The sequence below is a fragment of the Chitinophaga sp. GbtcB8 genome (assembly GCF_019091455.1).
GTDB lineage: Bacteria > Bacteroidota > Bacteroidia > Chitinophagales > Chitinophagaceae > Chitinophaga.
The window spans coordinates 68,535-84,985 of the sequence record NZ_JAGXJN010000016.1 but is presented as its reverse complement, the minus strand read 5'-3'; the positions used below and the strand labels follow the sequence as shown (position 1 = coordinate 84,985).

The window sequence follows — 16,451 nt, the reverse complement described above, 5'->3', positions numbered from 1 at the left end:
TTGTAGTTCGTTTTTTACTTGTGATGAAGCTGTCAGATTTATTCATTTCATTGTATGAACTAAAAAATCATGATGGTTTCATTATACTCGTGGCCAGCTTTGTCCGGATCTTTTTCGACCGGTGTACCGTTGACTTTCTCCTGCAGGTGCTGGAATATGACGAACAGGACCGGGATAATGAAAAGTCCTAATAATACACCGGATACCATGCCTCCGGCAGCGCCGATGCTAATCGAATGATTACCTTGTGCAGACGGTCCGGTGGCAATACTCATCGGGAATAAACCGGCCACAAAAGCCAGTGAGGTCATGATGATTGGACGGAGTCTTAGCTTCGCTGCCTCTATTGCCGCATCGAATAAAGACAGACCGGCCTTTCTTCGCTGCACCGCGAATTCAACGATCAGAATCGCATTCTTAGCCAGCAAACCTACCAGCATGATCAGCGCTACCTGAACATAGATGCTGTTGGAAATACCAGTTAAACCAATGGCTACGAAGACACCGAATATTCCGGTGGGCAAAGATAAGATCACCGCCAATGGAAGGATATAACTTTCTTATTGCGCTGCTAGCAGGAAATAAACAAATCGCAGACATAAGATAAAAACGAGGGTTGACTGTCCTCCGGAAGCTATCTCTTCACGCGTTTGACCGGAAAATTCGTAAGTGTATCCCTCTGGCAGCTGCTGTGCAGCCACTTCCTCGACCGCTTTGATGGCAGCACCCGAACTGAAGCCAGGCTTGGGTATCGCGTTGACAGAGATCGAGTTGAACATGTTATATCTTGAAACCGTCTCCGAACCGTATACCCGGCTTAGTTTCACGAGGGTATTCATCGGCACCATATCACCTGCCTTATTCTTAACAAAAACGCGGTCTATAGTTGAAGGATCTGCGCGGTCAATAATATCAGCCTGAACCATCACCCTGTAATATTTACCAAAACGGTTAAAATCTGACGCCTGGGCGCTGCCGAAATAAGCCTGCATGGTTTCCAGGATATCTTTTACATTGACTCCAAGCTGGCCTGCTTTATCATCATTAATTTCCATTTGTAATTGTGGATAATCAGCTTTAAAGCTGGTAAATGCTACACCAATCTCAGGGCGTTTCATTAATGCTGCAATAAATTGCTGGGAAATACCACTGAATTTATCCAGTTTACCACCTGTTTTATCCTGTAAGACCAAGTCCAAAGCTTCCACGCTGCTGAAACCAGGAACTGTCGGGAAACTGAAAACGAATGCACCAGCCCCGGTAATTTCACTCATTTTACCTCTTGCCTCATCCATAATAGCATCGAGATTTTTTACCTTACCCCGCTCTTTGCTGGGTTTTAATAAAATGTATATGATCCCTTTAGACGGACTCATGGAATTGGTGAGCACGTCAAAACCGGAAATGGCGGTCACAAAGCGTACAGCCTCCATTCTCTTTAAGGAGGTTTCCGCCTCTTTCATTACTTTCTGGGTTCCATCCAGTGTCGTTCCCGATGGCGTATTTAATGCAATAGCGATAAATCCCTGGTCTTCTGTGGGTATAAATGCTGAGGGTGTAAATTTTACTATCACTACCGTAGCTAGCGCTACCAGGGCCAAACCTGTCATGCCTAACCATTTATGATTGATCAGGAATTTTAAGCCGCCCACATAACGGTTGGTTAACGCATTGAAACTGCTGTTAAACCCGATGAAGAACTTTTCTTTAAACCCTTTTTTAACCGGTATTTCTTCTCCATTTGTATGAGCACCATGGACATCTTTCAGGAACAAAGCTGCCAATGCAGGGCTTAAAGTCAGGGCGTTTACAGCCGAGATAGCGATAGCTATGGCCATGGTAAAGGCAAACTGACGGTAGAACAAACCGGTAGAACCTTCCATAGAACCCACCGGCACGAACACCGCTGCCATTACTAAAGTGATAGAGATGATCGCCCCGGAAATTTCATGCATGGCTTCATGGGTAGCCGCTTTCGGTCACAGGCCCTTATGCACCATTTTGGCATGAACCGCCACGACATCCACAATCGCATCATCCTCCACAATGCCGATGGCCAGGATCAGGGCAAACAGGGTTAGTAAATTGATCGAGAAACCAAATATATGCATGAAAAAGAAGGTACCTAATATGGCTACCGGAACAGCAATTGCAGGGATCAAAGTTGAGCGGAAATCTTGCAGGAACAGGAATACCACAACAAATACCAGAATAAAGGCTTCGATCAATGTATCCTGTACCTGCGCAATGGATTCATCTAAAGCTATTTTAGTGCTAAAAAAGATCTGGTGTTTTATTCCGGCCGGAAAACTTTTTGAGGCCTTTTCCATCGCTTTTCGTACCGCTATCTGTGTTTCATTGGCGTTTGCGCCTGATAACTGAAGGATACCAATAACTACACCCTTTTTACCACTTAAACGGGTTAAGCTGTTGTAAGAAAAGGTGCCCAGTTCTACTCTCGCTACATCTTTTAAGCGAAGTACCGAACCATCAGCGTTCGATCTGATCGCGATATTTTCATATTCTTCCGGCTTGGTAAATTTGCCTTTGTATTTGATCACATATTCAAATACTTCTTTACTGTGCTGGCCAAATTTACCGGGCGCTGCTTCCAGGCTTTTGTCCTGAATGGCCTGCGTTACCTCGTTAGGGCTGATCTGATGGGCTGCCATCTGGGATGGGTTTAACCAAATCCGCATAGAATAGTCTTTTGAGCCGCCATATAAACTTGCCAGACCAACACCCGGTATACGTTTTAGCTCCGGAATGATGTTGATCTCGGCATAGTTTCCTACAAAAGTCTGGTCATACCTGGATTCATCTTCGGTATACAAACCGATACCCATCATAAAAGTAACATGTTGTTTTGATGTGGTGATCCCTTGCTGAACCACTTCGGCAGGCAGATGACTCAATGCCTGTGACACGCGGTTCTGTACGTTGATCGCTGCCTGATCAGGGTCCGTACCCAGTTTAAAATAAACGGCGATTGATAAGGTACCATCATTACTGGCAGTTGAATTCATGTAGGTCATATCTTCAACACCGTTGATCGATTCTTCCAGCGATGGCGCTACCGAACGTAGAACCGTTTCGGCATTTGCCCCCGGGTACAGCGCACTGACGACTACCGAAGGAGGCGCAATATCAGGGAACTGCTGTATGGGCAACTTAATAAGGCTGATTACACCCAATATCACCAGTATAATGGAGATAACGGTGGCCAGTACAGGTCTTTGTATAAATATTTTGAACATGGTCGTAGAACTTATTTGTTGCTAATTAATTGAGCAGCCATAGCGGCTGTTTGTTGAGGCTGGATCACCTGTCCTTCCTGCAAGCGGTCAAGGCCGCTCAGCACGATCTGGTCGCCAGGTTTCAAACCATCTTTAATCAGATAGTTTGTTCCGGTTTTTCCGATCACCGAAATCGGCGTTTTGGTTACTTTGTTGCCTTTACTCAGGACAAATACAAAGACTTTGTCCTGCATCTCCAATGTTGCTGACTGCGGAACTAAAATCGCCTTGTCATGTATCAGACCTAAGCGAAGCTTACCGGTATTTCCTGAACGTAAATTCCCACTGGCATTGGGGAAAGTAGCCCTTAAAGTTATCGCAGCAGTACCTTTATCAAACTGACCACTGATCACATCGATTTTTCCTTTAAGAGGATAAACAGAATTATCGGATAACAGTAATTCAACAGGCGGTAGATGTTTAATCCTGTCGGCCGGGGTTTTTCCGGGATAGTTTTTGTTGAAACTGTTGAAATCATTTTCCGCCAGGGCAAAGTAAACATACACCTGGTCGATATCGGACAACTGGGTTAATGGAGTTTGATCGGCAGGTGAAACCAAACTTCCCTGTTTTTTAGGGATCAGGCCGATGTAGCCGCTTACTGTCGCCTTGACATTGGTATAGCCTAAATTAATCTGGGCTGAAGCCACACTGGCTTTGGCCTGTTCTGCATTTGCGCGCGCGATCTGATAAGCGGTTTTCGCTGTGCGCAGCTGAAATTCTGAAACGACTTTGTTTTCAACCAGCGGAGTTAATTTATCGACCTCTAATTGTGCGTTTAAAACCGCAGCTTCTGCGGCCTGCAGGGTTGCCTTGGCGTTGTTTAACGCCTCCTTATAAGGTAGGGCATTGATTAGAAATAGCGTTTGCCCGGCAGATACATAGGCACCTTCGTTAACCAGTACGCTTTGTATATACCCGCTCACCTGCGGACGCACCTCTATGTCCACTGTTCCCTTAATAGAAGCAGGATATTCGGCGAAAGTGGTTTCGGGGCTTTCATTAACCATGGCAACCGGTAACGCAGGCGGAGGCGCAGCGGCTGAGTGATCAGTTGAAGCTTTACAGCTGACGAGACTGATAACCGCTAACATAAAAACGACCAAATGTCTGGACCGCTTAAGCCGTTTAACGGCGTTAAGCGACTCAAAAAAATAATTAGTAACATTCATGAGATTATATATTTTAATATTTATTTAATGGATTATGTGTGATAAATTTTAACAGCGTTAAATTATCGGGTAAAAAAAATTAACTGTTTATGGATAAGGTGATGCCCTTGATGGCGTCTTTTAAAATTTGCTGGTTTAGCTGATCGGTTGTTCTTCCATTCAGGTGAACTAAGTTGATGGATACCAGTCCGTGAATGACCGACCAATAGGTATGATATTTCAAGCAGATACTCTCTTCAGCAATCGGTTTTTTCCTGAACAGGGATTCGATGACCTCGGACAGCATTGCATAGAGGTTGTCAATTTCAGGTATCGAACTGCTATCGCTGCAGCGAACCATGTCTACTCCGTACATTAGCCGGTAAAATTCCTGGTGAGTAAAAGCGAAGTTCCAATAGGCAATCCACATGGCTTCCATTTTATCTTCTGCTTTTTCGTATCTGTCACGGGCCTCACGTATCTCCCTGGTCAAAATCAGATAACCTCTTCTGGTTAACTCCAGCAAAATGCCTTCTTTGTTGGTGAAGTATTCGTAGATAATGGGTGCTGTATATTCAATCTGATCTGCAATTTTGCGCATACTCAGCGCTTGCCAACCCTCAACCTGGGCAATGTATAATGCAGCATTCAGAATGTTTGTCCTGGTTTCGTCTTTCAGACGAAGTATTCTTTCTTTACTTCCCACTACCTACACTAGTTAAGGGCATAACAGCGAGGGTAGCTGTGGTCATTTTTGTTTTCATATTCTTATTTGTTATTGATAAGGCAAATTTACCCTGGTTTGTCAAGAGCCTATTTCATGAGAAGCTCAAAAACTATCGTATAAAGTTCAGTACATCTCACGGAGAGTTTGGGTGCACAATGGTCTGCCATCCTCTTAAGTGATTGATAAATCGCTCGCTAAGTCCTCCCTGACGCAGGTATTCGGCCATCACCGGGAGTTTGGGGCTGTGATACATCGGGTTTGCTTTTACCTGAAGCGGGAAGTCCCGCTGAATGATGCCCGCCCGCGCGATCAGCACAAAATCGCAACCTTCATCCAATAGCTCTGCGGCACGCTGTCCACTGTAGATCTTTCCGGCTGCCCCTAACCGGACGCCTTTGCGCGGTATTTCTGTAAAGACGCTAAGCATGGTTTTTCCCCGGAATAATCCTTCCCGAACAACCTGGGCTGAATCCCACAGCGCCAGGTCCAGGTAGTCGATCAGCTCGCGATTAAAGAATTCTGCAGTGACTTCCCTCAATTCCTCCAGGACCAGTCCATAGCGCTCGATCGACAAGCGCCAGCCAATCTGAAAATCAGGGCCGCATGCCCGGCGAATGCCTTCAATCACCTCGATGGTTCGCCGTGCACGGTTCTCCAGGCTGCCTCCATACTTATCCTTGCGGTCGTTCAAATAGGGTGACATGAATTCCGAGAGTATCCATCCGAAGGCGCCGTGTACGGCTACGCCATCGAACCCAGCCAGTTGTGCTCTTTTTGCAGCAGTGATAAAGCTGTCGCGGATTCGCTCCACTTCTTCGGTGGTGATTGCCCTTATACCCGGCAAAGTCCCGCTCGAGGCAGGAGCCGGTACTCCCCCCAGCAGCGGATTTGCACGGTGTCCCGCATGGTGTAACTGTACCGCAGACAATCCGCCACCCTGACGGATGACTGATGCCATCTTTGCCAGGCCAGGCAAATGGTCATCACTGTGAATACCCAACTGGCGCGCGAACGCGATCCCCTCAGCTTCCACAGTCGTAGCGCAGGTTTGGATCAATGCGTAACCACCTTGGGCAAGCTGTTCCATCCAAATCTGATCGAACTCGGATGCTGTGCCGTCATATTCACTTTGTTGATTGGTCAGCGGCGCCATCATGAAGCGATTTCTCATTGCCGGGCCATGCAACAGCGGGAGTGGCTTAAATAAATTGGAAACGGACATTTGATTTGAATTTTATTGAAATTGTTATGCGCTTTGAATGGGGAAAAATTAGCCTCCCTTTTAGCGCTTCTATTTCATGAGATGTAGGGATGTTAGGTGGTCGTGGAGCGTATCATTTCAATAAGCGGATTAATCAGTTTTCGGTACCTGGAAGATCATCGTGTGTAACAGTCAACAATTCACGGATCATCATGGCTGTAGCTCCCCAGGCTTTATAACCATTCAACTCGTGATAAGGTGTCAAGACCACATCGCCAGGTATCCGGATTTAGGTGCACCCTGCGATCTTTGGATCAGAAAAATAGCTTTCCATGTAAGTTTAGCCTCTCTTAATTTCAGCATTCACAAGTGTCGCCTGAACAGGATTGCCCATTATTAGCTGGGGAAACATTTAGGTTACTCAACCAATTGTCGACAATTACTTTTAGGCTGTCATAATCCTGAAATCCACGAGTAATCACTTTAGTATTTCCATTTTCCAAAGTGAGCATCGTTGGAAATCCCTGAACGCCCAGCTGTCTGCTAAACTGAAACCCTTGATTTGTTTTTCGTTTCATTTCTTCGGAATGGAACTTTTCTAAAAAGATCTTCTTTTCAATTCCAAATTCTTCGGCCAGCCGCGCCAGCACAACATCGTTTGTGATATCTTTACCCTCCACGTAGAATGATTTTTGCATCAGGCTCAAAAATTCGAAATCCTGTTTTGGCAATAATTCCTGCATGACGGTAAGTGCACGGCTTGACGGTTCTGTATCATAGCGGAAGGTTTCAGAAATGAATTTCATCGAATGGTCGAAAAACTGTCTACTTCGTTGGTTTACATTTCTCCAATGAAATGCCAGGAAATCTTTATACTCCTGATCAACAACTTGCTGACTATAAGGTGAAAATCCACCGGAGATAATTTGCAGATCAATGTCAGGATAGTTCTCTTTTAATTTTTTTACCGCAGGGCTAAACCCATAACACCATGAACACATGGGGTCTGTGAAATAAAACATTTTCATAATTCTATCTTTAATAAGACAAAATTAGACCCGTTTTTAAAGAGGCAATTTCTTGAAAAGGTCAAAAACTATCGGATAGAGTTCAGTGTCATTTGAGCAGACAGTAAGAAAAAATTATCCATGATAATATCGCATTTGTCCATTGCTTATTATTTACGGAATCTCCATATTTATCACCTGTTTAAATACCGGAAGATTGCGGATCGTAAATACCATCTTTACTGACGAGCAATATTTGGTGAATCTAATGCAACTCATATATGATGATAGATCTTAATTGTAGTAGTATCATTAAGGAGAATCCTGAAGTTTTATCCTGGAACGAAGATATTTATGTCATGCACTACAGGCAGCCGCAGGAAATAAAAAGGGCTAACATGTGTGTGCATATGAACCTGATTAGTATCGTCTTGCAGGGAACAAAAGAAATTCTTGACCACGGCAGTAAAATGATCGTCCCCACAGGCTCAGGCTTTTTTATGAAAAGAGGTTCCTATGTAGTTTCTGATAAAGTTGATGATCCGGATAGTGGTTATGAATCCATTATCATTTTTTTCTCAGACGCATGGCTGCGCTCGCAGGCCGAGAGTATTCTGGCATGCTCCAACGGAGCAACATCACCCACGTTAAATCAAGCCTGTCGTGATATGTCCTTGCTTCCAAAAGATGATCTGATGAGCATATTGACATCGCAACTATTATCCTGTTTTACAGTGGATGCAAATCCTGAGCGCTTACAATCCTTCTTACCTGTCAAAATACGGGAACTGTTACAAGTGTTAGTATCCGGCCCCGGAGGCCAACATTTTGAAACGCAGCTGCGCAGCCTGGACACCTTTGTAGATCCCGACCTGTTGCTGCTGATGCAAAGTCATTATAAAGAGAATATTTCCCTGGAGCAATACGCTTTCCTTGCCAATTGCAGTCTTTCCACCTTTAAACGCAGGTTCAATCAGACCTTCAGGACGAACCCAGGAAAATGGATCATGCAGCGCAGGCTGGAGGAGGCTTACCGGTTGCTGCGATCAGAAATGAACATTACCGAGATCGCTTACGAGGTAGGTTTTGAAACTCCGGCACACTTTATCGCTTCTTTCAGGGAAAAATACGGTAATACGCCTAAACAGATGCAGCAAAAGCTGGTGGCTAGTAGTGGCGCTTAGAAAACGATATTTTACACCATGAACAGCAATCCCATACTAAACGAGCGTTACCAATGTCTGGTTAAACTTGCCGCCTTTGCAGCGGAAAATGACGTTGAAGTTTCCAGCTTTACCCAGCATGAAGTACTGGATGCAGCTCTGAATATAAATGCAATCAAGAAGTACTTATTCATGTGCATGCCTATGCGGGGTTTCTTGTCAGTCTTTTAAGCCTACATACTTTTAAACAGGTTCTTGCCCAGCGCGCCGTAGCCGGAAAAAATGATGATCCGGCAGAGACATGGATATCTTCCTTAAAAAGCACATGTTTGATCATCTTTCCGATAGGGCTATCCTGAGCTTTGCGGATCGCGAGATCATTACGGTTTCGGTTCTGGCAGCATTGCATCATCCTTTTATCAGCAAACATATCATCGGATCACTGAACGTAGGCATTACTTCTGTCCAGCTTAAAGAAGTATTTTCTATCATTGAAAAGGTCATTGGTCAAAAGAGGCTGAAAGCGCCGGAAGAATCTTTACCGACCGCTAATTGGACATAAATAAACATCCATGAGATTGTAGTAAATATCCATTTTTCCCTGAAGAGTATCTAACCATCTTTGACAGGCAAAAATTTATATACATAAAAACTAAAAAAAATGTCTGTTCCTGATCTATTTAAGCCGCTCACTTTGCTGCACGGGCCTGAAATGAGAAATCGTTTTATGATGGCGCCGCTCACCAGTCAACAGAGCGAACATGATGGTATTGCTTCCCAGTTCGACCAACTCTGGATCCAGCAGCTAGCACAAAGCGGTTATGCTTTGATACAAACCAGTGCCGCTACCGTAGAAGCAGGAGGCATCGCATTTGAGCGGCAGCTGGGTATCCACAGCGATGACCATTTGCCGGGCCTGGCAAGGATGGCGACAAGCATTCGTGAGGGGGGGGCGCTTTCCGCGGTGCAGTTACACCATGCCGGGCACCGTGCTACTCCTCAATGGGGAGGTATACAGTCGCCTGCGTCAGGAAAAACGGTATCGGGTGTAAAGGCGATCACGACCGAAGAGGTAGAGCGAATTCGCGATAGCTTTATAGCTGCAGCAAAGAGAGCTGAGTCGGCAGGATTTGATGGCGTATCGGTACACGGTGCTTTCGGATGGATCCTTTCAGAATTCCTGTCTCCGAATTTAAACGACCGGACGGACAAATATGGAGGCAGCCTGGAGAACCGTGCACGGCTAACCATCGAGGTGATTGAAGGCATTCGCCGGGCATGTGGCCCTGATTTTCAGATTGGCTGGCGCTTATCGATTGAGCGCTACGGACTTCGCCTGGAGGAACTGCGTGAGATCACCGCTGATATTTTTGATCGCGAGCTCATTGACTACCTGGACCTGGCATTGTGGGATTCAGCCCAGGTTGTTCGGGAGGGAACATTCAAGGGGAAGACCCTGCTCAGTGTTTTTACAGAACTCACCCGTAAGGGTGTTCGTTTAGGGGCAGCCGGAAAGATCTACAGTGGACAGCGTGCCGCGGAGCTATTGAATGAAGGTTGCGATTTTGTGCTGATCGCGCGGGCTGGCATTTTGCAGCGGGACTTCCCACTTCAGGTAAAAGCGAACCCGATCTACGAAAGCCCCAAGATGCCGGTGACGGCCGAATACCTGCGCCAGGGGGGATTAAGCGAGCGTTTTATCGAAACCATGCGGGGATGGCAGACCTTCGTTCGTCCGGGTTCTCTTTAAGGTATGTCCTTAGTATAAAAAGTCTCCATGATATAGTAAAGATCATCCATTCTCTAAGCATCATTATTGCCACAACTTTGCACTATAAAAAATGGTTGATATGAAAAAAACAGCGATTATTATTCTTTCTGACCCCAAGGCTGGTTCAGAAGAAGCACTTGGACGCGTATTTAACGCTTTGGCATCGGCATATGAATTCAAACATGCAGGTGAAGATGTAAAGATCATTTTTCAGGGAGCAGGTGTAAGATGGCCTGAACAATTGGAGAAATCTGAACACCCGGTTCATGGACTTTATTCGGAAGTTAAAGATCATGTTCATGGTCTTTCTAAAGGCTGCGTTGCGGTGTTTGGTACTGAAGTTTCCGGTTATGATTTGTTGAACGATAACGAAGTACCAGGTACTGCCGGCTTGCCGAGTTTCCTGAACCTGAGAAACGAAGGTTACGATCTTTTGATTTTATAAATAGGTGTCTGAACTGTCCTTTGCTTCCGCGAAGGACAGTTTTTAATTCCAGGACTATGGTGAATTTTTTGAGTAAATTAACAGGATCATTAAGGGAAGTTATGCAGGCAGAATATCAATATTATATGGGCCAGTGTCTGGAAATCGCTAAAGCTGCACTGGCAGCGGGTAACCCTCCTGTGGGTGCTATTGTTGTTTTTGAAGACAAGGTGATTGGCACAGGACAGGAGGCTGGTAAGTCAACTGGTGATATCACCAATCATGCAGAAATTTTGGCGGTCCGCTCAGCGATCAGAAACGGATATGCAGAACAGTTAGCAATGTCGAAAATGTATACTACACATGAACCTTGTATCATGTGTTCCTATATGATCCGGCACCACAGGATACCTGAAATCATTTTTGGCACATCCGTGCCGTATATTGGTGGATTGACCTCGCAGTTTAGTGTTCTTGCAACTGAAGCGGTACCGAAATGGGGAAACAAACCCAAAGTGATCAGTGGCATCTGTCTTGAGGAGTGCAATGCACTTAGCGATCAATTTTTAAAAACGTTAAATAAAACCTAAACACGATGTTGTCACAATCCGTTTACACGCTTGTCAATAAACAGAATGGTAACTTGTCGTTCAAAGTTTTTGAGTTTGACAACAGCAGTTATTTTGATCATATTCAGCGAAACAATTATTTCACCCTGATCATTATTACCTCAGGTGAGGGATTGGCCAAAGTAGATCTTTGTGAGTATCCGTTTAAGGAAAATACCCTGTTCGCTTTTTACCCTTATCAGCCATTCATGCTGATTTCAAAAAGACCATTAGTTGGGATTTCCATTCAGTTCCATCATGATTTCTTTTGCATATACAGGCACCATAAAGAGATCGCGGCCAATGGTATATTATTTAACAATGTTTATGAGCAACCATTCATCATCCTGGATGAAAATGCAAAGATAGCTTTGTTAAATATCGTCAGAGAAATCGTAGCTGAGCTGAAAACAGACGCTTTAAGAAGAGATGAAGTCCTTGTTTCTTATCTGAAGATAATGTTAGTGCTTGCCACCAGGATAAAAGTCCAGCAGCAGTCTATCCAGGAGACAAAGGCGCTTAGCGGCAAACAACAGGCCATTGTACAAAATTTAAGAAATGCTATTGAGGAAAATTTCCGGATGATGCATTCTGCCAGTGATTACGCGGATATGCTGCACGTAACACCAGTTGCCCTTGCCAGGGTTACTAAAAATCATTTCAATAAAACACTTTCGGACCTGATTACCGAACGGATCATCGTTGAAGCAAAAAGGGAATTATACCTTACAGATAAAACAGTTAAGGAAATCGCCTATGAACTTGGCTACGACGACGAGTACTACTTCAGCAGAGTATTTAAGGTCAAAACAGAGATTTCGCCGCAGATTTACAGAGAGACGATAGGTTTTAACAAGGGAGCATCGTAAATAATTCTGTTCAAAATGGATGTTGAAGATGGAATAACAGCAGTTGTAAAGTGTTTGAATCTAAAGATATCGGTCGCTTTATTGTAAATTTTGAAGTTGGGTATTACTGTGATAAAGATGCCATACAAGATGCAATAAATCGCCGAAGCATGTTTAATATTATTGATCATGCCTCTGGCTTTAAAGCAGACTTTGTTGTTTTGAAGTCTGATCCGTTCAGACAAATGGAGTTCAGCAGAAAAGTACAAATAGATTTTTACGGTCAAGTTGTCTATGTCGTTTCGGTTGAAGATCTGCTTATTTCTAAACTTATATGGATTCAAACTTATCAATCTCCGATACAAATGGAGGATATCAAAAATCTGGCTTCGCTCGAAAACCTGGATTGGAACTATATTAAAACCTGGATTAGCAAACTTAATCTAAGTACTTTTAATCTTCTTGAAATATGACAGATACTCCTGTTCACATAAAACAACTGCAACTAAAAATCTGGCTTTCCAAATCCCCAATAGAAAGGCTAAAACAGATGATGGAAGATAATACTGCCTTAAATTCTTTTTGGGCAGCGGCTAAAAAACAAAAAGAGCCAATTTCCATCCCTGTCCATCGGTTAAATCAATAGATAAGAATAACCAACACTAGTCGTATTCATCTGGTAGATTTTCCAAGTTGAAATGTTTAAGCAAGAAGGAAAAATATATACCCCACTAGGAAGGAGTTTAGCTAATGTTGTATTGGCTTAAAGATTATTCCATTTAAACAAAAATGGGAACAAATGTGACTATCTCTGTCCATTTATTCCCATTTTGTATTCTAAGTCGGGATGACAGGATTCGAACCTGCGACCACGTCGTCCCGAACGACGCGCGCTTCCGGGCTGCGCTACATCCCGAGGTCCCCAATTGGGAACGCAAATGTAAGAAGCTTTTTTATTTATTACCAACTTTCATTCATATATTATTTTATGACAATGCGTTACTCCCGAAAGCTCCCTGCCCTTGCCTTAACTCCCAGGCCCCTGCAATGGCTTTGGCATTTTCATCCGGCGGCCTAGTACTATCAACTTCAAAGTCATATCTGGTAAAGGTATGAACCGTTTCCAGGTCCCTTTTTGCATCGCCAATTCCCCGGTTGCCACGGATTTTTTCCCGCCGTTCCAGTTCCGGCAACGGGCAATGCACCCCCACCAGGAATACGTCCAGGTGCCTTAGTTTTTGGATCAGCTGCTGCAGCTGTTCCTGCGATTCAATAATATAATCCGTAAGCACATTATTGCCTGCATTGGCCAGCCCTGCCAGACAATTAAAATATCCCTCGAAGAGTTTAGGACGGATGGCCGGCCATGAAAACGGGCCTGTTTGATCACGGCGTTTGGGCAAAACCTTTGAGTTGAACATAAAGAAGTCCAATGAAAATTGTAAAAAGGGAACTGTTAACTCAGCTTGTAATGCTTCGCAAAGCGTGGACTTGCCTGCACTGGAAGCGCCATTGAGCAGGATTATTTTTCCGGGAAAATTCTGTATGGCCATGTTTAAAAATAAAGAATAGCGTATATTATTTCAGGTTTTTCCGGGATCAAAAAAGCAGCCGCAAAATCCCCCCTCTTCAAAGTCGTAATTACCCATCATCTATATTGGCTAAATGCCGGATGTTTGCATTGTAAAACAAACGTATTAACAAAACAAACCTATAAAAATGGAAACGCAACAAAAAACACTTATTACTGTAGAAGCCAACGTAAATGCACCCATTGAAAAGATCTGGGAATACTGGGCAAAGCCGGAACACATTATCCGCTGGAGTGCTGCATCAGACGACTGGCACACACCCCGTGCTGAAAACGATCTTCGTACAGGCGGCACCTTTAACTCAAGGATGGAAGCAAAGGATGGCAGCTTTGGTTTCGACTTCGGAGGTGTATATGATGAGGTTAAAGATCATGAGCTTATCCGCTACACCATGGGCGATGGCAGAACCGTAGAGGTAATGTTTACTACCCAGGGCAGCAGCACACAGATAACAGAAACATTTGAAGCAGAGAGCACTAATCCTGTAGAAATGCAACGTGGGGGCTGGCAGGCTATACTGGATAATTTTAAGAAATACACGGAAGCTAATTAATGCCGAACGCTGAACGCTGAATGCTTAACGCTGAAGCCCTTTTGTTCAGAAGCCTTATGTTGGTGTACTGCTGCACTCACAACGCATTAAGCATTCAGCGTTAAGCATTCAGCATTATTTCATTATCCCTGAAACCGCATACGTAGTCATAATCAGTATCGCCATATCCCGGTTCCTGAGAATATAATCTTTTATGGCCTGAATAGATTTTGTCATATGGCTGTTCACCGTGGCCGGTGAAATACCCATAATACGGCCGGCTTCCTCATAGCTCTTACCTTCGATCTTACAAAGCTGGAAAACTCTTTTTCTTTGCGGCGGCAGCTGCTCTATGGCCTGCTTTAAGATAGCAGCGGTTTCCTTATTTTCAAGTAATTCCTGTCCGTTCAGGTAATAGTTGGCGGCATTTATGATCAGGGATTCTATCAGCGCCTGGTCGTGCGCTGCTTTCCGGAAATAGTTATATACCAGGTTTTGAGCAATAGTATACAGGTAAGACTGGAAAGACTTTTCGCTGTCAACAGTCGTACGTGCATTCCAGAGCTTAATGAAAAGTTCCTGTAACAGCTCATCCGCAATGTCAGCACTTTTTACCATCCTTAATATGCGCAAATACAATGGCTTGCTATAGGCCTGGTAAAGCTCGTTAAATGCTGATTCATCACCTTGGTTGAGCCGGAGAAGTAATTTTTTCTGATATGTTTCCTCTACAATTTTCACCAACAGCAGCAAGTTATAACCAAATTTAAAACAATTCGCTCCAATTTTCATATGGGGCGCAGCAGGGGCTTGCTTAAATTATCGCCTGTCAGTAGATTTGCAATCTTTTGCCAGTAATAAATATATGTATAATAAAATAATTAATATGAATTTTCTTAGAGCCGGAGTCATTGGAATTTCACGCAGCGGTGTATTAGCTATTAACCACCGTTCATGAAAGAATTATTTGAAAAATATCTCCGGGATCAATGTTCCGCGGAGGAAATAAAAAACCTCCTGGAGTATTTTGAAGTTCCGGGCAATGAAATGGCTTTAAAGGAGCTGATCCTGCAGGAGCTGCTGCAACAGCAGGAGCTTAGCGTTCCGGTACCTGATGTGGATCAAAGGCTGGCAAACGTTTATAGCAAAGTAACACAACAGATCCGGCAGAAGAAAGCAGTGCATAAATTACGCGGAAAGATCAGCTGGAAACGTATTGCAGCTGCTGCCGCAATAGTAATGATGCTGGGCAGCACATACTACCTGTTCCTGCAAACAGGCCGGCATAAGTCCGTAGCCAGGTATGCCAATGATATAGCGCCGGGAAAAAATTCTGCCACACTCACCCTGGCCAATGGAACAAAGATCGTATTGTCTGATGCAGCCAATGGTAAATTAGCAGAACAGGCAGGGGTAAACATTAGTAAAACCGATAGCGGCCAGCTGGTGTATGAAATAAAAGACCAGCAAACGGCCGGTATGAATGTAATGAATACGCTCACTACTGCCAATGGGGAAACATATCGTTTGCGCTTACCGGATCAGAGCGAAGTATGGTTGAATGCAGCATCTTCCATCAGGTTCCCCGCATCTTTTGCATCGTTAAAACAACGCAGAATAGAATTGAGCGGAGAAGCTTACTTTGAGATCGCCCCGGATGCAGCACATCCGTTTATTGTTAAAACAGACCAGCAGGAGGTACAGGTATTGGGTACCCGCTTTAATATCAATAGCTACAAGGATGCAGATGTTACGGTTACCACTTTGCTGGATGGATCCGTACGGGTAGCAGATGCACTTCCCAACAAAGGTGAGATCCTTAAACCGGGGCAACAGGCCATTGTGAAAGAAAACAGCCGGATCATGATCATGCCGGCAAACATTAAGGCAGCCATGGCCTGGAAGAATGGTTATTTCCGTTTCAACAATGGATCTATAAATGAGATCATGCTGCAGCTTGGCAGATGGTATAATATTGAAGTGAGATACGAAGGAAAGTTATCAGAAGAACGGTTTAGCGGTAACATTTCCCGGAATAAGAATATCAGCGAAGTACTGGATATGCTTAGTTATTCAAATGCCGTAAAGTTTAAAGTAGAAGGCAGGATAGTAACTGTAATGCCTTAAAAGT

16 protein-coding genes, 1 tRNA gene and 1 pseudogene are annotated in these 16,451 nt (G+C 44.1%); 10 read left to right on the top strand and 8 right to left on the bottom strand.

Annotated elements, in window-relative coordinates:
- Positions 1-59: 59 nt before the first annotated feature.
- The 5 genes and pseudogenes from KVT36_RS15855 to KVT36_RS15835 form a co-directional block, all read right to left on the bottom strand.
- Positions 60-3,257 (bottom strand): annotated as a pseudogene (locus tag KVT36_RS15855) (efflux RND transporter permease subunit).
- Positions 3,258-3,268: 11 nt separating this feature from the next.
- Positions 3,269-4,468 (bottom strand): efflux RND transporter periplasmic adaptor subunit, encoded by a 1,200-nt coding sequence (locus KVT36_RS15850; protein ID WP_254640031.1) that lies wholly within the window; start codon positions 4,466-4,468, stop codon positions 3,269-3,271.
- A 79-nt stretch (positions 4,469-4,547) separates the two neighbouring features.
- Positions 4,548-5,153 (bottom strand): TetR/AcrR family transcriptional regulator, encoded by a 606-nt coding sequence (locus KVT36_RS15845; RefSeq protein WP_217604453.1) that lies wholly within the window; start codon positions 5,151-5,153, stop codon positions 4,548-4,550.
- 154 nt (positions 5,154-5,307) lie between these two features.
- Positions 5,308-6,396: an NADH:flavin oxidoreductase gene (locus tag KVT36_RS15840; RefSeq protein ID WP_217604452.1), complete on the bottom strand. Its 1,089-nt coding sequence runs from the start codon at positions 6,394-6,396 to the stop codon at positions 5,308-5,310.
- Positions 6,397-6,731: 335 nt separating this feature from the next.
- A complete protein-coding gene (locus tag KVT36_RS15835; RefSeq protein ID WP_217604451.1) occupies positions 6,732-7,403 on the bottom strand; it encodes a DsbA family protein in 672 nt (223 codons plus the stop codon).
- Positions 7,404-7,663: 260 nt separating this feature from the next.
- Between KVT36_RS15835 and KVT36_RS15830 the strand changes: the two genes are divergently transcribed.
- The 8 genes from KVT36_RS15830 to KVT36_RS15795 all read left to right on the top strand — a co-directional run bounded on the left by KVT36_RS15830 (position 7,664) and on the right by KVT36_RS15795 (position 12,842).
- Positions 7,664-8,566 (top strand): helix-turn-helix transcriptional regulator, encoded by a 903-nt coding sequence (locus tag KVT36_RS15830; RefSeq protein ID WP_217604450.1) that lies wholly within the window; start codon positions 7,664-7,666, stop codon positions 8,564-8,566.
- Positions 8,567-8,846: 280 nt separating this feature from the next.
- Positions 8,847-9,107, top strand: a complete 261-nt coding sequence (locus KVT36_RS15825; RefSeq protein WP_217604449.1) for a carboxymuconolactone decarboxylase family protein — start codon at positions 8,847-8,849, stop codon at positions 9,105-9,107.
- A 99-nt stretch (positions 9,108-9,206) separates the two neighbouring features.
- Positions 9,207-10,295 carry an NADH:flavin oxidoreductase gene (locus tag KVT36_RS15820; protein WP_217604448.1) on the top strand — a complete coding sequence of 363 codons (1,089 nt, stop codon included), beginning with the start codon at positions 9,207-9,209 and terminating at the stop codon, positions 10,293-10,295.
- A 100-nt stretch (positions 10,296-10,395) separates the two neighbouring features.
- On the top strand, positions 10,396-10,761 hold the full coding sequence (locus KVT36_RS15815; RefSeq protein ID WP_217604447.1) for a DsrE family protein: 366 nt from the start codon (positions 10,396-10,398) through the stop codon (positions 10,759-10,761).
- Between the two features lie 56 nt (positions 10,762-10,817).
- Complete coding sequence (locus KVT36_RS15810) at positions 10,818-11,330, top strand: nucleoside deaminase (protein ID WP_217604446.1); 513 nt, start codon at positions 10,818-10,820, stop codon at positions 11,328-11,330.
- A gap of 5 nt (positions 11,331-11,335) precedes the next feature.
- Complete coding sequence (locus tag KVT36_RS15805) at positions 11,336-12,217, top strand: AraC family transcriptional regulator (RefSeq protein ID WP_217604445.1); 882 nt, start codon at positions 11,336-11,338, stop codon at positions 12,215-12,217.
- A 50-nt stretch (positions 12,218-12,267) separates the two neighbouring features.
- On the top strand, positions 12,268-12,669 hold the full coding sequence (locus KVT36_RS33195; RefSeq protein ID WP_217604444.1) for a DUF6036 family nucleotidyltransferase: 402 nt from the start codon (positions 12,268-12,270) through the stop codon (positions 12,667-12,669).
- Positions 12,666-12,842, top strand: a complete 177-nt coding sequence (locus KVT36_RS15795; RefSeq protein WP_217604443.1) for a hypothetical protein — start codon at positions 12,666-12,668, stop codon at positions 12,840-12,842. Before KVT36_RS33195 ends, KVT36_RS15795 begins: the two co-directional genes overlap by 4 nt.
- A gap of 196 nt (positions 12,843-13,038) precedes the next feature.
- Here KVT36_RS15795 and KVT36_RS15790 read toward each other — a convergent pair.
- Positions 13,039-13,112 (bottom strand) — tRNA-Pro (locus tag KVT36_RS15790).
- Between the two features lie 70 nt (positions 13,113-13,182).
- The gene (locus KVT36_RS15785) at positions 13,183-13,749 is read right to left on the bottom strand and encodes a chloramphenicol phosphotransferase CPT family protein (protein WP_217604442.1); all 567 of its coding nucleotides are present in this window, start codon (positions 13,747-13,749) and stop codon (positions 13,183-13,185) included.
- Positions 13,750-13,915: 166 nt separating this feature from the next.
- Between KVT36_RS15785 and KVT36_RS15780 the strand changes: the two genes are divergently transcribed.
- Positions 13,916-14,341, top strand: coding sequence for an SRPBCC family protein (locus KVT36_RS15780; RefSeq protein WP_217604441.1), 426 nt, complete (start codon positions 13,916-13,918; stop codon positions 14,339-14,341).
- A gap of 114 nt (positions 14,342-14,455) precedes the next feature.
- On the opposite strand, the gene KVT36_RS15775 is transcribed toward KVT36_RS15780, so the two are convergent.
- Positions 14,456-15,112, bottom strand: coding sequence for an RNA polymerase sigma factor (locus KVT36_RS15775; RefSeq protein WP_256449967.1), 657 nt, complete (start codon positions 15,110-15,112; stop codon positions 14,456-14,458).
- A gap of 162 nt (positions 15,113-15,274) precedes the next feature.
- Between KVT36_RS15775 and KVT36_RS15770 the strand changes: the two genes are divergently transcribed.
- Positions 15,275-16,447: a FecR family protein gene (locus KVT36_RS15770; protein WP_217604439.1), complete on the top strand. Its 1,173-nt coding sequence runs from the start codon at positions 15,275-15,277 to the stop codon at positions 16,445-16,447.
- Positions 16,448-16,451: the final 4 nt, after the last annotated feature.

Coding starts and splice junctions, on each gene's coding strand:
- KVT36_RS15805 (WP_217604445.1), top strand. CDS start 11,336: ATGTTGTCACAATCCGTTTACACGCTTGTCAATAAACAGAATGGTAAC.
- KVT36_RS15850 (WP_254640031.1), bottom strand. CDS start 4,468: ATGAATGTTACTAATTATTTTTTTGAGTCGCTTAACGCCGTTAAACGG.
- KVT36_RS15830 (WP_217604450.1), top strand. CDS start 7,664: ATGATGATAGATCTTAATTGTAGTAGTATCATTAAGGAGAATCCTGAA.
- KVT36_RS15835 (WP_217604451.1), bottom strand. CDS start 7,403: ATGAAAATGTTTTATTTCACAGACCCCATGTGTTCATGGTGTTATGGG.
- KVT36_RS15840 (WP_217604452.1), bottom strand. CDS start 6,396: ATGTCCGTTTCCAATTTATTTAAGCCACTCCCGCTGTTGCATGGCCCG.
- KVT36_RS15820 (WP_217604448.1), top strand. CDS start 9,207: ATGTCTGTTCCTGATCTATTTAAGCCGCTCACTTTGCTGCACGGGCCT.
- KVT36_RS15785 (WP_217604442.1), bottom strand. CDS start 13,749: ATGGCCATACAGAATTTTCCCGGAAAAATAATCCTGCTCAATGGCGCT.
- KVT36_RS15775 (WP_256449967.1), bottom strand. CDS start 15,112: ATGAAAATTGGAGCGAATTGTTTTAAATTTGGTTATAACTTGCTGCTG.
- KVT36_RS15780 (WP_217604441.1), top strand. CDS start 13,916: ATGGAAACGCAACAAAAAACACTTATTACTGTAGAAGCCAACGTAAAT.
- KVT36_RS15825 (WP_217604449.1), top strand. CDS start 8,847: ATGGATATCTTCCTTAAAAAGCACATGTTTGATCATCTTTCCGATAGG.
- KVT36_RS15795 (WP_217604443.1), top strand. CDS start 12,666: ATGACAGATACTCCTGTTCACATAAAACAACTGCAACTAAAAATCTGG.
- KVT36_RS15770 (WP_217604439.1), top strand. CDS start 15,275: ATGAAAGAATTATTTGAAAAATATCTCCGGGATCAATGTTCCGCGGAG.
- KVT36_RS15815 (WP_217604447.1), top strand. CDS start 10,396: ATGAAAAAAACAGCGATTATTATTCTTTCTGACCCCAAGGCTGGTTCA.
- KVT36_RS15810 (WP_217604446.1), top strand. CDS start 10,818: ATGGTGAATTTTTTGAGTAAATTAACAGGATCATTAAGGGAAGTTATG.